At 71.6% G+C, this 14,457-nt stretch carries 8 protein-coding genes; 3 read left to right on the forward strand and 5 right to left on the reverse strand.

Annotated features, from left to right (window positions below; translation table 11 throughout):
* The first annotated feature begins 182 nt into the window (after positions 1-182).
* Complete coding sequence (locus tag ABTX60_RS23435) at positions 183-4,826, forward strand: FtsK/SpoIIIE domain-containing protein (RefSeq protein ID WP_352098950.1); 4,644 nt, start codon at positions 183-185, stop codon at positions 4,824-4,826.
* A 93-nt stretch (positions 4,827-4,919) separates the two neighbouring features.
* Here ABTX60_RS23435 and ABTX60_RS23440 read toward each other — a convergent pair whose 3' ends face one another.
* The gene (locus ABTX60_RS23440; RefSeq protein ID WP_352098951.1) at positions 4,920-6,848 is read right to left on the reverse strand and encodes a serine/threonine-protein kinase; all 1,929 of its coding nucleotides are present in this window, start codon (positions 6,846-6,848) and stop codon (positions 4,920-4,922) included.
* Between the two features lie 93 nt (positions 6,849-6,941).
* Positions 6,942-7,790 carry a menaquinone biosynthetic enzyme MqnA/MqnD family protein gene (locus ABTX60_RS23445; RefSeq protein WP_352098952.1) on the reverse strand — a complete coding sequence of 283 codons (849 nt, stop codon included), beginning with the start codon at positions 7,788-7,790 and terminating at the stop codon, positions 6,942-6,944.
* A gap of 321 nt (positions 7,791-8,111) precedes the next feature.
* Between ABTX60_RS23445 and ABTX60_RS23450 the strand changes: the two genes are divergently transcribed.
* Positions 8,112-8,315, forward strand: a complete 204-nt coding sequence (locus ABTX60_RS23450; RefSeq protein WP_003992177.1) for a cold-shock protein — start codon at positions 8,112-8,114, stop codon at positions 8,313-8,315.
* 137 nt (positions 8,316-8,452) lie between these two features.
* Entirely contained in the window at positions 8,453-9,097 is a 645-nt protein-coding gene (locus ABTX60_RS23455) for a class I SAM-dependent methyltransferase (protein WP_352098953.1), read from the forward strand.
* A 144-nt stretch (positions 9,098-9,241) separates the two neighbouring features.
* Here ABTX60_RS23455 and kstD read toward each other — a convergent pair whose 3' ends face one another.
* From kstD to ABTX60_RS23470, 3 genes are all read right to left on the reverse strand, one after another.
* Positions 9,242-11,014 (reverse strand): 3-oxosteroid 1-dehydrogenase, encoded by a 1,773-nt coding sequence (gene kstD / locus ABTX60_RS23460; RefSeq protein WP_352098954.1) that lies wholly within the window; start codon positions 11,012-11,014, stop codon positions 9,242-9,244.
* 130 nt (positions 11,015-11,144) lie between these two features.
* Positions 11,145-12,266, reverse strand: a complete 1,122-nt coding sequence (locus tag ABTX60_RS23465) for a sugar ABC transporter substrate-binding protein (protein WP_352098955.1) — start codon at positions 12,264-12,266, stop codon at positions 11,145-11,147.
* A gap of 107 nt (positions 12,267-12,373) precedes the next feature.
* Positions 12,374-14,293 carry an AMP-dependent synthetase/ligase gene (locus ABTX60_RS23470; RefSeq protein ID WP_352098956.1) on the reverse strand — a complete coding sequence of 640 codons (1,920 nt, stop codon included), beginning with the start codon at positions 14,291-14,293 and terminating at the stop codon, positions 12,374-12,376.
* Between the last annotated feature and the right edge of the window lie 164 nt (positions 14,294-14,457).

Here is a 14,457-nt window from a genome sequence, read left to right on the forward strand (position 1 = left end):
GCGTGTACGACGTTGCCATCGGGAACGTCACGGGGCCTCCCCATTGCCCCGGCGTCACACCGAACGGATATCGTCCCTGTACCACTGGGACCCGCGTGACCGAGGCGATCGGCCGGCACAGCGGGACCAGCGACAGACACCACAGCGGCCGTATAGGCCCAGTGGCACGGGGAGGACAAGTCGTGCGCCTGACTCTGACCGTCGTCGACCCGTACGGCGGTGGCACCGCCGACGTCGTGCTCGATGCCGATCCTGAGTCCACCGTGGGGGACATCGCGCAGGAGCTGGCCAAGCAGGTGGGGCACAGCGGGGCACAGGTCATCCCGCTCGGGCAGCACCGGCACGCGCCGGCCAACAACGCGCCCCTCGTGTACGTGGACGGGTATGCCGTCGATCCCGGTGCCACTGTCGTGGGGTCGCCCTTGCGTGAAGGTGCCGTCGTCAGTCTTCAGGATCCGTCCGGGTGCCTGCCGGGTGAACCCACCGGTCTCGTCGAACTGCGCGTCGTCGGCGGGCCCGCGGCCGGGTTCGTGCACCGGCTCGGCGTGGGACGGTACGACATCGGCAGCGGGGCGGCGTCGTACGTCCGGATCGACGACCCCGAGGTCGACGCCCGGGCCCTCACCCTCTCCGTCGCCACGGACGGCACCTGCCAGGTCGCCGTGCACATGGACAAGGAGCACGTCACCCTCGACGGCAAGTCCCTGGCCGGGGACGAGGACAAGGACAAGGACGAGCCCAGCGGCAAGAAGCGCGGCAAGAAGAAGGACCAGGAGAAGAAGGAAGAGAAGAAGGACGGTCCCACCGAATGGCCCCTCGGTGCTCAGATCGGCCTCGGGAACACCCTCCTCGAACTCACCCGCTACACACCCCCGAACGCCGCCCTCAAGTGGTCCGAGGACGGCGTCGGCCTCGACTACAACCGGCCCCCGCGGCTGCGTCCGCCCGAGCGGCAGACCAGCTTCCGGCTGCCGTCGCCGCCCCGTGAATACGAGGCCAGACCGCTGCCCTGGCTGATGGCGCTGACCCCGCTGGTCGGTGCCGTCGTATCGGTGATGATCTTCCAGCGCTGGTACTACCTGATCATGGCGGGCCTCAGCCCGATCCTGCTCTTCGCCAACTACTACAACGACAAGAAGCACGGGCGTAAGTCGCACGCCAAGCAGGTCGAGGAGTACCAGGAGCAGAAGGAGCGGATCGAGAAGGACGCCCAGGACGCGCTCGTCGCCGAACGGAACGACCGGCGGCATGCCATACCCGACCCGGCGACGGTGCTCGCCCTCGGGACCGGGCCGCGTACCCGTCTGTGGGAGCGGCGGCGCACCGACCGCGACCACCTTCTGATCCGTTTCGGCACCGGGCGGTTGCCCTCCGAGGTGGTGCTCGACGACCCCGAGCAGGACGACCACCGCCGCCAGGTGACCTGGAAGATCGAGGACGCCCCGGTCGCGCTGCACCTGCGCACGCTCGGTGTCGTCGGCATGGCCGGCCCCGGCGACTCCGCCCGGGCCCTCGGGCGCTGGGCCGTCGCGCAGACGGCGGCGCTGCACAGCCCGATGGACGTGCAGTTCTACGTGCTGAGCGACAACGCCGCGCAGGAGTCCTGGGACTGGGTGCGCTGGCTGCCGCACGCCCGGCCGTCCGGCGGGCAGGACGTCAACGCGCTCATCGGGACCGACGCCGAGACCGTCGGCGCCCGGATCGGCGAGCTGACGCAGATCCTCGACGCGCGCAAGAAGGCCGCCGAGGAGAACAAGTCGCAGGGCAATTCGAGCTTCGGCGACCCCGACATCGTCGTCGTGTGGGACGGGTCGCGGCGGCTGCGGTCCCTTCCCGGCGTGGTGCGGCTGCTGCGCGAAGGGCCGTCCGTGTCGATGTTCGCCATCTGCCTGGACGCCGAGGAGAGGTTCCTGCCCGGCGAGTGCCAGGCGTACGTCGTGGCCGAGCCGAAGGCAGAGGAGTACCAGCCGGCCGCCCAGCAGGTGCAGCAGCAGTCCCAGCAGGTCGCCGGCGCCTTCCCGTCCTTCCAGGCCTGGCACACCACCGCCCAGCCCGAACAGGCCGAACGAACCGAGCAGTTGCGGTTGCGTGTCGAGGAGGCCGGGTCGGAGCGCCTGAAGGACGTACGGCCCGACTTCGTCTCCGCCGCCTGGTGTCTGCGCCTGGCACGGTCGCTGTCGCCGCTGCGGGACATCAGCGGCGAGACCGAGGACTCGGCGCTGCCCGGGTCGAGCCGGCTGCTGGACGTGCTGCAGCTGGAGCCGCCGACCAGTGACGCGATCGTGGCCCGGTGGCGGATGGGCGGGCAGTCGACGCTGGCCGTCATCGGTGAGTCGTACGACGGGCCGTTCGGCCTCGACATCCGCAAGGACGGGCCGCACGGTCTGATCGCCGGTACGACCGGTTCGGGTAAGTCGGAGCTGCTGCAGACCATCGTGGCGGCCCTGGCCGTGGCGAACACGCCCGAGAACATGACGTTCGTGCTGGTCGACTACAAGGGTGGCGCGGCGTTCAAGGACTGTGTGCATCTGCCGCACACCGTCGGCATGGTGACCGACCTCGACGCGCACCTGGTGGAGCGGGCCCTGGAGTCGCTGGGTGCGGAGCTGCACCGGCGCGAGCACATCCTGGCCGCCGCCGACGCCAAGGACATCGAGGACTACCAGGACCTGGTGCGCCGGGATCCGTCGCACCGGCCGGTGCCGCGGCTCCTCATCGTCATCGACGAGTTCGCCTCGATGGTGCGTGACCTGCCCGACTTCGTGACGGGGCTGGTGAACATCGCCCAGCGTGGCCGTTCCCTCGGTATCCATCTGCTGCTGGCCACTCAGCGGCCGAGTGGTGTCGTGTCCCCCGAGATCCGCGCCAACACCAACCTCCGTATCGCGCTGCGGGTGACGGACGGCGGCGAGTCGTCGGACGTCATCGACTCGCCCGAGGCGGGGCACATCTCGAAGAACACCCCGGGTCGCGCCTATGCCCGGCTCGGGCACGCCTCACTGGTGCCGTTCCAGTCCGGCCGTGTCGGTGGCCGCCGGCCCGGCGCCGCCGACCCTGCCGTGCTGATGCCCTGGGTGGGCCCGTTGACCTGGGAGGATCTGGGCCGGGCGGCGCTGGTCAAGCCGAAGGCCGAGTCCCGTGAGGACGAGGAGATCACCGACCTGAAGGTCCTCGTCGACACCATCCGCGACGCCAACAGCTCGCTCGGCATCCCGCCGCAGCACAGCCCCTGGCTGCCCGCCCTGGACGAGACGCTGCTGCTGGACGAGATCGAGCTGCCCGCGTTCGCCGGCGGCCCCGGCAAGCTACCGCCTGCGCCGTACGGCATCGAGGACCTGCCCGCGAGCCAGTCGCGCCGCCCGGTCGCCGTGGACTTCTCGTCCTTCGGCCACCTCATGATCGGCGGCGCCCCGCGCAGCGGCCGTTCCCAGGTGCTGCGCACCCTGGCGGGTTCCATCGCCCGTACGCACTCGGTCGCCGACGTGCACCTCTACGGCATCGACTGCGGCAACGGCGCGCTCAACGCCCTGACGCGGCTGCCGCACTGCGGTGCGGTCGTGAGCCGTAACCAGACCGAGCGGGTCGTACGGCTGGTCAACCGGCTCAAGAACGAGATGAGCCGCCGCCAGGACGTGCTCGCGGACAAGGGCTTCGCGGACATCGGTGAGCAGCGGGCGTCGGTCGCCGAGGACGAGCGGCTGCCGCACATCGTGGTGCTGCTGGACCGCTGGGAGGGCTGGGTGCCCACGCTCGGCGAGGTCGACCACGGGTCGCTGACCGACGAGTTGCAGACGATGATGCGCGAGGGCGCGAGCGTCGGCATCCACCTGGTCCTCACGGGTGACCGCACCCTCCTGGTGGGCCGTATCGCGACGCTCACCGAGGACAAGTACGGGCTGCGGCTCGCCGACCGCAGCGACTTCTCCGCGCTCGGCATCCCGGCGCGCAAGGTGCCGGAGGAGATTCCGCCGGGCCGTGCGTTCCGCAACGAGTTCGGTACGGAGACGCAGTTCGCGCTGCTCGCGGCGGACACGACCGGTCAGGGGCAGGCCTCGGCGCTGGCGGCGATCGGTGAGGCGGCCGCGGTCCGCGACGCCTCCGTCCCGCGCTCTCACCGTCCGTTCCGGGTGGACAGCCTGCCCAGCCGCATCTCCTTCCCGGAGGCGTGGGAGATGCGCGACCCGGAGGCGTCCCGTTCGCGGCTGTTCGGTCTGGTCGGCATCGGCGGCGACGAGATCGTCGGGTTCGGCCCCGATCTTGCGGAGGGCGTGCCGGCGTTCGTCATCGCGGGTCCGGCGAAGTCGGGCCGCTCGACGGTCCTGCTGAACTTCGCCCACTCGTTCCTGTCCCAGGGCACCCGCCTGGTCATCGCGGCCCCGCGCCAGTCTCCTCTCCGCCAACTCGACGGTACGGACGGCGTGCTGAAGGTCTTCACCGGTGACGACATCGACGAGGACGAGTTCGAGGAGCTGATCGATGAGGCGTCCCTGGAGGAGCCGATCGCGGTCCTGGTCGACGACGGCGAGATCCTGGAGGACTGCGACGCCGAGAGCCAGATGAAGAAGCTGGTCTCGCGCGGCGCCGAACGCGGGCTCGCGCTGGTCATCGCCGGTGACGAGGAGGACGTGTGCAGCGGCTTCTCGGGCTGGCAGGTCGACGCGAAGAAGGCCCGCCGCGGCATCCTCCTGTCCCCCCAGGAGTCCTCCAGCGGCGACCTCGTCGGCGTCCGCCTCAACCGCGGCATGGTCGGCGGCCAGGTCACGCCCGGCAAGGGCATGCTGCACCTCGGCGACGGGGAGCTGCGCACGGTCGTCATTCCGGGGTGATCCGGTGACCCGGGGCAGCCGTCCGACGCGGGGCGGCTACCCGGTCACCGCACCTCCGACAGCCGTCCGAGGAAGGCGGCCGCCCCCGGTCGTTCAATCCACCTTCGACATCCGAGCCTGCGGCCGCCCCGACTCCTCGCTCTCCGACCGGTACTGGAGGTCATCTCCCACCGGCTTGAGGTGCACCGTCGTCTTCGCGGGGTTGCAGCCGCCGTGGTTGGTCCTCGCGCCGACCGACGTCGCGACGAGTTCCTTCTTCGTCACCTGCTTCAGGGTGAGTACGTCGACGCAGACCCCGCCGATCGGGTCGGTCTGGCGGAGCAGGCCCAACTCCTCACCTACGGTGACCTGTTCGACCGTGATGCGGAACGTGCCGAGGGGGAGTCTGCCGTCGAGGGCGACGCCCTGGCCCTCCCAGGTGCCGAGGTACGCCGCCGGCACCCCACCGGACGGGGCGGAGCTCGCGTCCGCCGCCGGGGGCGAGGCGGAGCCGCTGCTGGAGTCCGCGTCGTCGTGGCCGCCACCCCGGTCGGGCAGCAGGTCGAACACGAACACCGACCCGATCGTCACGGCCGCCATCGCCCCCGCGACCGCCAGGGCCACGGAGCAGCTGAGCCTGCGCACCCGCCCCCCGCCCTCCGGCGTGGAGGTCGCCGCGATGGAGACGGTGACCTTGCCCGGGCGGCGCCCGGAGGCCGGGGTGGTGGCGGCGTCTTCCGCGAACGTCTCGCCGTTCCCCGTGTGGGCCCGCGGCCCCGCGTCCCGCGGGTGGTCGCCGTCCCTGGGCTCCGGTACGGCACCGTCGGGTGCGGGTGCGGGTGCGGGTGCGTGCCGGGCGACGGCGGCCTCGATCTCGTCGGGGTCGCGGTCGTCCGGCTCCGCCCGCAGCGCTCCCCGCGCCCCTGCCGTCACAGAGGTGGCCGGCGGAACAGAGGCGGCCGGCGAAGCGGAGGGTACTGGCGGAACAGGGGGGTCGGGCGGGGCGGGCGACCGCATCACCGGCGGCGGTCCGAACGTCCCGAGCCCCTCTCCCCCGGCCCCTTCCCGCTCCCCCACCGAAGGACTGCTGAAGCCGACCGGCCCCGAGGGTCCCCCGGCTCCCCGTTCCGCTCCCTCTCCCGTCGCCGTGACCTCCAGATTCAGCAGTCGCACGGCGCTGCGGCTCACCTGCTCCACCAGCGCACCGGGCAGCCACCCGCCCGTCACCAGCCGGGCCGCGCCCTCGGGGGCCAGGCTGCGGGCCAGCTCCGCGGGGGCGGGGCGGGCGCCCGGGTCCTTGGCGAGGCAGGCCGCCGTCAGACGCCGCAGCTCACCGTCCGGCAGACCGAGCTCCGGCTCCTCGTGGACGACCTTGTAGAGCAGGGCGGCGGAGGAGTCGCCGGGGAAGGGCGGTTCGCCGGTCGCCGCGTACGCGAGGACCGCGCCCAGGGAGAAGACGTCGGCCGCGCCCGTGACGCCTTTGCCCAGGATCTGCTCGGGGGACATGTAGCCGGGCGAGCCGATGGACACGCCGGTGGAGGTGAGGGACGCGGTGCCGTCCGTGGCCCGGGCGATCCCGAAGTCGATCAGCAACGGGCCGTCGAGGGTCAGCAGGACGTTCGACGGCTTCACGTCCCGGTGCACCAGCCCCAGCTCGTGCACCGCCGCCAGCGCCTCTGCGAGTCCCGCCCCGAGGGCCCGTACGGTGTGGGCCGGCAGGGGCCCGGCGTCGGCGATCGCGGCCGACAGCGACGGGCCGGCCGCGTACGCCGTCGCCACCCACGGCACCCGCGCCCCCGGGTCGGCGTCGAGGACGGGTGCCGTCCAGGCTCCGCCCACCCGGCGGGCGGCCTCCACCTCGCGCCGGAAACGGGCCCGGAACTCCTCGTCCAGCGCGAAGTGCGGATGCACGATCTTCACGGCGACCGTACGGCCGCCGGCGCTGCGGCCCAGGTAGACCCGTCCCATGCCGCCGGAGCCCAGCCGGCCCAGCAGCCGGTAGGGCCCCACGACGGTGGGTTCGTCGACGTCGAGCGGCCGCATGGGCGTCACCCCTCCCCCGAAGGCAAGCGGGGACGTCCCCGGTCCCGGTGCGCCTGCGCTCTCCAGCAGAGTAGTGCGGGAGCACCGCCCGGCTCACGGCTGGAGCAGGTCCACCTTCACGTCCGCCGCGAAACCGGTCGTCGGGCCGACCCGGCGTGCGAACTCGGCGACCGCGGCCAGCTGCGGGTCGCCGAAACGGAAGTCGAGGGTGGTGAAGTAGCGGGCCAGGGTCTCCTCGTCGAAGGCCTCCCAGCGTGCGGCCTGCTCGGCGACCTTGCCGACCTCCTCCAGGGAGAGGTTGCGGGAGTCGAGGAAGGCCTCGTGCACCCGGCGGGTGATGACCGGCTCGCGCTCCAGGTAGTCGCGGCGGGCCGCCCAGACCGCGAAGACGAACGGCAGGCCCGTCCACTCCTTCCACAGCGCGCCGAGGTCGTGCACCTCCAGGCCGAAGCGCGGTCCGTCGAGCATGTTCGCGCGCAGCGCGGCGTCGCCGATGAGGACGGCGGCGTCGGACTCCTGCATCATCAGGCTGAGGTCGGGCGGGCAGGTGTAGTAGTCCGGCTGGACGCCGTAGCGCTCGGCGAGGAGCAGCTGGGCGAGGCGGACGGAGGTGCGGGAGGTCGACCCGAGGGCGACGCGGGCGCCGTCCAGGCGGTCCAGCGGGACCTGCGAGACGATCACGCAGGACATGACCGGGCCGTCGCAGCCGACGGCGATGTCGGGGAAGGCGACCAGATCGTCGGCGTGCCGGAGGAACTCGACGAGGGTGATCGGACCGATGTCGAGTTCGCCCTGCACCAGCTTCTCGCTGAGCTTCTCCGGGGTGTCCTTGGAGAGCTCGAAGTCGAGGAGCGTGCCCGTTCTCGCGAGCCCCCAGTACAGGGGCAGGCAGTTCAGGAACTGGATGTGGCCGACGCGCGGCCGGGTGCGAGGATTGTCCACATCGTGAGGCTAGCCCTCATGGCGTACGGACCGGCGCGCGACCCCGGCGTCGGGGTGCGAGCCCGCTGTGGGCGCGCCTTCCGCCGGTCGGCGGAGGGATGTTCAAACATTCGGGTGACGTGATCTTGACCCCTATTGCATTCCGCAGCCTGCGTGCTAGGCTCATCGCAAGTTGCAGTTTGGTTTCCCTTGCAGTACAGAGCCTGCGGAGCATGTGACCGCGGGCTCTCGTCATTCTCAGACATATGCACTTGTGCGGAATTCATCTTCACACTTGCTGGTTCTGGAGCAGGGCAACCCTTTTGGGCCCAAGGAGGGCTTATGGCTACCGGAACCGTGAAGTGGTTCAACGCCGAAAAGGGCTTTGGTTTCATCGCCCAGGAGGGCGGCGGCCCCGACGTCTTCGTCCACTACTCCGCGATCAACGCGAGCGGCTTCCGCTCGCTCGAGGAGAACCAGCAGGTGTCTTTCGACGTCACGCAGGGCCCGAAGGGCCCGCAGGCTGAGAACGTCACGCCGGTCTGATTTGCAGTACCCAAGGAGCCCCGCGCCGCAAGGCGACGGGGCTCCTGCCCTTATCCAAGCCCTTCCGCCCGATGAATTCCCGGTGAATTCCGGCCGAAGGCCGACGCCGCGACGCCGCCGCGCTAGGGTCTGCGGCCATGACCGACGCCGACTTCGTGACCGAGACCCGCACCTTCTACGACACCGTGGCCGAGGAGTACGCCGTCCACTTCGGTGGCCTGGGCCCGGGGACGCCCCTGGACCGGGGCGTGCTGTACGGCTTCGCGGAGCTCGTCGGTGAGGGCGGCGAGGTCGCGGACCTGGGGTGCGGGCCCGGGCGGGTGACGGCGTACCTGGCGTCCCTGGGGCTGTCGGTGTTCGGGCTCGACCTGTCGGAGTCGATGCTCACGATCGCCCGCCGCGAGCAGCCGGGCCTGCGGTTCGTGCGGGGCTCGATGCTGGAGCTGGACCTGCCGGACGGCTCGCTCGACGGTGTCGTGTCCTGGTACTCGACCATCCACACGCCCGAGGAGCACCTGCCCGCCCTCTTCGCCGGTTTCCACCGCGTCCTGCGCCCCGGCGGCCATCTGCTCCTCGGCTTCCAGTGCGGTGAGGAGCCCCGCCGCTACGAGGAGGCCTTCGGCCACCCGGTGTCCCTGACCTTCCGCAGGCGCCGGCCGGAGCACGTCGCCGCCCTGCTGGGCGCCGCCGGCTTCACCCTCCGTGCCACGACGGTGAGGGAGCCGGACGAGGGCGAGCCGGTCGCCCAGGCCTGTCTCGTGGCCCGCAAGCCGACGGCGTAAGGGCCCCCAAGCCGCCCGGCGCATCGCCGCAGCCCCACGCGCGACGCCCGGGCGGCTCCGTGACCGGCCGCGGATGCCCCCAGGCGCACCACGGCCGGCTCACGCTCAGCCCTCGGAACGCCCTGCCGCCGAAGAGCACGCGGGCTAGAGCACCCCTGCGGCATCCTTCGCCGCGATGTGTCCGAACGTCATCGCCGGGCCGATCGTCGACCCCGCGCCCGCGTAGCTGTGGCCCATCACGGCCGCGCTCGCGTTGCCCGCCGCGTACAGGCCCGGGATCACCGAGCCGTCCTCGCGCAGCACCCGGGCGCGGGCGTCCGTGCGGAGGCCGCCCTTGGTGCCGAGGTCGCCGGGGACGATGCGGAAGGCGTGGTACGGGGGGAGCCAGAGGGGCGCCAGGCAGGAGTTGGGGAGGACCGACGGGTCCGTGTAGTAGTGGTCGTAGGCGCTGTCGCCCCGGTGGAAGTCGGGGTCCTCGCCCTGGAGCGCCTGGGCGTTGAAGCGGCTCACGCTGGTGCGCAGGGCCGCCGCCGGGACGCCGATCGAGGCCGCCAGCGCGTCCAGGGTCCACTCCTTGTGCGCGGCCCCGGATGCGTACCAGGCGTCGGGGAGGGGCAGGGTCGGCAGGACGTCCTTGAAGAGGTAGCGGTTGCGGTAGTTCTGGTCGGTGATCAGCCAGGACGGGATCGCCTCGCGCTCCTCGTACATGGTGTGCACGACGTCGCTGTACGGCGCGGCCTCGTTGACGAAGCGCCGGCCCGCGCCGTTCACCAGCAGCCCGCCGGGCAGGGTGCGTTCGGCGAGGCAGAAGTAGGGCTGTCCGGGGACCGGGATCGCCGGGCCCCACCAAGCGTCGTCCATCAGGTCGAGCGCCGCCCCCAGCCGCTCCCCCGCCCGGATGCCGTCGCCGGTGTTCTCCTTCGCCCCGACGGTCCACTCCGTGCCGATGGGCTGCCGCTGGAAGCGCTGCCGCATCTGTGCGTTGTGCTCGAAGCCGCCCGAGCCGACGATCACTCCCCGGCGGGCGCGGAGCAGCCCGGGGGCGCCGTCGCGGGTGACGACGGCGCCCGTCACCCTGCCGTTCTCGACGTGCAGGTCCGTCAGCGGCGTGTCCAGCCAGACCGGGACCCCGGCCGAGCGCAGGCCCGCCCGCAGGCCGGCGGCCAGCGCCTGGCCCATCGTCAGGGGCTTCTGGCCGAGCGTCGCCGCCTTCGCGCCTCGGGCGAGGCACTGGGCGGCGACGGCCGCGCCCCGGGCGTTCACGGCGGCCAGGGCGACCCACTTGTAGTCGGCGCTGAAGACGACCATGCCGGCGGGGACGTCCATGTACGGCGGGTTGAGGTGCGCCAGTTCGGCGCCCAGCAGGTTGCCGTCGAGCTGGTCCGGCTCGATGGAGCGGCCGTTCGGCAGGCCGCCGGGCAGTTCGGGGTAGTAGTCGCTGTAGCCCTCCATCCAGCGGAACCTCAGCGGGCTGTGCGCCATGACGAAGGAGATCGTCGCCGGGCCGTGGGTCAGGAAGGCCCGCTGCCGGTCCGCGGGGACGTCCGGGCCGACGACCGCGGCGAGGTAGGCGGCCGCCTTCGCGGGGGTGTCCGGGACCCCGGCCGCGAGGATCACGGAGTTGTTGGGGATCCAGATCCCGGCACCGGAGCGGGCGGCCGAGCCGCCGAAGGTCGGGGCCTTCTCCACGACGACGCAGCTCAGCCCCTGGTGCGCGGCCGTCAGCGCCGCGGTCATGCCGGCGGCGCCGGAGCCGATGACGACGACGTCGTACGTGCCGAGCGGGGGTAAGTCGGCCGCCCGGGCGCCTTGTTGCACTCCCGCGGCGACCGCGAGCCCGGCGCCGGCGGCCCCGGCCAGCAGTCTTCTTCGGGACGGGGCGCCGGCGGTGCCCGGGGTGTCCGTGGGTTTGGTCATGGCCGCTCCAGCCCGACGAGAACGCGAAAGGGGTGGGGAATGTCGCGCGGGGCTCTCGCGAAGTCAAGACCCGTGCGGCACCCACCGCGCGTCCACCACCCGAACCCTGCGGCGGGGCAACGCCCTTCCGCTACTCCAGGCCGATGGCCGCGCAGTCCGCCTTGTACGCGGAGGTGCAGATGTCCTTGACGGTGTACACGCCGTCGGTGATCACCGTGTCCTTGATGTTGTCCTTGGTGAGGGCGACCACCGGCACCAGCATCGCCGGGATGTTCTTCCGCGTCGGGCTGTCGACCGTCTCCCGGGTCAGCGCGGCGAACTCGATGTCCCGGCCCTGGACCTTGGCCACGGCGATCTTCGCGGCGTTGGTCGCCTCCAGCAGGAAGGACTTGTACACGGTCATGTACTGCTCGCCGGAGACGATCCGCTGGACCGCGTCGAGGTTGGCGTCCTGTCCGGTGACCGGCGGCATCTTGGTGGCTCCGGCCTCCTTCAGTGCCTTGATGACCGCGCCCGCCATGCCGTCGTTGGCCGAGTAGACGGCGGCGATGTTGTTCAGCCCGACCTTCTGGATCGCCTTCTTCATGTTGGCCTCGGCGATCGCGGGCTTCCACTCCTTGGTGTCGTACTGCGCGACGATGTCGACCTGGCCCTGGAGTTCGCTGAGGGCGCCGTCCTTGAAGCGTGCGGTGTTGGGGTCCGCGGGGTCGCCGTTCATCATGACGACCTTGCTCTTCTGGGCCTTGTCGCCGAGTTCCCCCATGATGGCGCGGCCCTGCACCTGGCCGACGAGTTCGTTGTCGTGGGAGACGTAGGCGTCGATGGGGCCCTCGGCGAGCCGGTCGTAGGCGATGACCGGGATGCCGGCGTCCTTGGCCTTCCGCACGTCGGCGGCGATGCTCTTGGAGTTCAGTGCGTCGACGAGGATGACGTCCACCTTGTCGGCGATCATCTTCTGGAACTGTTCGCTCTGTCTGCTCACGCTGGCCTCGGCGTTGGCGTAGCGGACCTTGCCCTTGTCCTCCGTGAGGGACGCGACCTCCTCCTTGATCAGCGGGTAGTCGAACTTCTCGAAGCGTGCCGTGTCCCGGTCGGGCAGCAGCAGGCCCACCGTGATGTCGTTGCCCTTCTTGCCGGCGGCGTCGTCACTCCCGCCGTCGCCGCAGGCGGCGAGGGACAGGGCCGACACGGAGACCGTCAGGGCGATGGCGATGCGCCGCACGGCGGCCTGACGGGTGTTACGCGCTATCACTGGTGGTGCCTTCCGATGGGGGGAGCATCGTGACGAGGTGGTCGAAAGCCAACGGGCAGACGCCGTGCGTCGTCAAGAAGCACGTGTGAAGACATCGCAAAGGTGAATCACCGGGCGTACAGACCCTCTACTTCGGTGGCGAACGCGCGCAGCACGGCCTCCCTGCGGAGCTTCATCGACGGGGTGAGATGGCCCGCCTCCTCCGTGAAGTCCTCGGGGAGGATGACGAAGCGGCGGATCGACTCCGGGCGGGAGACCATCTTGTTGGCGTCGTCGACGGCGCGTTGCAGTACGGCGCGCAGTTCCTCGTCGTCGACGAGGAGGGTGGCCGGTACGGGGTGTTTGCCGTTCATCTGGCGCCAGTGGGTGATGCCCTCCGGGTCGAGGGTGATCAGGGCCGAGACGAAGGGCCGGCCGTCGCCCAGGACCAGGCACTGGGAGATCAGCGGGTGCGAGCGCAGCCAGTTCTCCAGCGGGGCCGGGGCGACGGACTTGCCGCCTGCGGTGATCAGCAGTTCCTTCTTGCGGCCGGTGATCGTCAGGTAGCCCTCGTCGTCCAGTTCGCCGAGGTCGCCGGTGGCGAGCCAGCCGTCGGGGGCGGCGGGGACGACGCCGCCGGCCTGCGGGTCCCAGTAACCGCGCAGCACGTGGTCGCCGCCGACGAGGATCTCCCCGTCGGCGGCGATGCGGACGCGGGTGCCGGGCAGCGGCCAGCCGACGGTGCCGAGCCGGGGCTTCAGGGGCGGGGTGACGGTGCTCGCGCCGGTGGTCTCCGTCAGGCCGTAGCCCTCGAAGATCTCGATGCCGGCACCGGCGTAGAACGCGGCGAGCCGGCGGCCGAGGGGGGAGCCGCCGCAGATGGCGTAGCGGACTCTGCCGCCCATGGCGTTGCGCAGGCGGCGGTAGACCAGGGGGTCGTAGAAGGCGCGGGCGGTCTTGAGGGCGCGGGAGGGGCCGGGTCCGGTGCCGGTCTGCTGGGCCTCCAGGGCCTCTCCGTAGCGCTGTGCCACGGCCACCGCGCGGTCGAACGACGAGGCCCGGCCGCCCGCCTCGGCTTTGGCGCGGGCCGAGTTGAAGACCTTCTCCAGCATGTACGGGATGGCCAGCAGGCAGGTCGGCCGGAAGCTGGCCAGGTCCGGCAGGAGGTGGTCGGCCTTGATGCTCGGCGCGTGGCCGAGCCGGACGCGGGCGCGGATGCAGGCGATGGCCACCATGCGGCCGAAGACGTGGGACATCGGCAGGAACAGCAGCACCGACGCCTCTTCGCTGGTCTTGGCCCGGAAGACGGGGTAGAGCAGCTCGATGGCGTTGTCGACCTCGGCGAAGAAGTTGCCGTGGGTGAGCGCGCAGCCCTTGGGGCGGCCCGTGGTGCCCGAGGTGTAGACGAGGGTGGCGAGGGTGTCGGGGCCGAGCATGCCGCGACGCACCTCGGCCTCCTGGTCGGGCAGGTGCGCCCCGGCTTCCGCGAGCCGGTCCACGTGGCCCTTCTCGACGACCCACATGTGCTGGAGGTCGGGCAGCCGCTCCAGCTCGGGGCCGAGGGCGGCGGCCTGCGCGGCGGTCTCGGTGACCAGGGCGACCGCGCCGGAGTCCTGGAGGATCCAGCGGGCCTGGAAGACCGAGGAGGTGGGATAGACGGGGACGGTGACCAGTCCGGCCGCCCAGGCGGCGAAGTCCAGGACGGTCCACTCGTAGATGGTGCGGGCCATCACGGCGATCCGGTCGCCCGGCATCAGGCCCTCGGCGATCAGGCCCTTCGCCACGGCCCGCACCTGGTGGGCGAACTGCGCCGCCGTGACGTCGCTCCAGGTTCCGTCGGCGTCCTTGCGGCTGAGTGCCACGGCATCCGGGTGCGCGCTCGCGTTGTCGAACGGCAGGTCGGCGAGCGACCCGTGGGCCCAGGGCGGGGCCAGCGGCGGGACGGAGGCCTCCCGTACCGCCCCGTCCAGCCGCCGCACCTCGGGCTCGACGAGCCTCGGCCCCCCGTACTCGTCGCCATAGGCGGAGGAGGGATACGCAGTGGACACGGGCGGCTCCTGGGGCGTGCAGCGAAGGACTGCTTGCTGCATGACGTACGTGCCTCGCACGCCGAGGCGCTCAACCGGCTCAATCCCCCCTGAGAGGTCCTTAAGGGGTTACTGACGGTAGGAACGGGATCGTACGGCGCTCACGTGGCGGCTTTGTGCGGGTT

It is taken from the genome of Streptomyces sp. NPDC126510, assembly GCF_040302345.1.
Classification (GTDB): Bacteria; Actinomycetota; Actinomycetes; order Streptomycetales; family Streptomycetaceae; genus Streptomyces.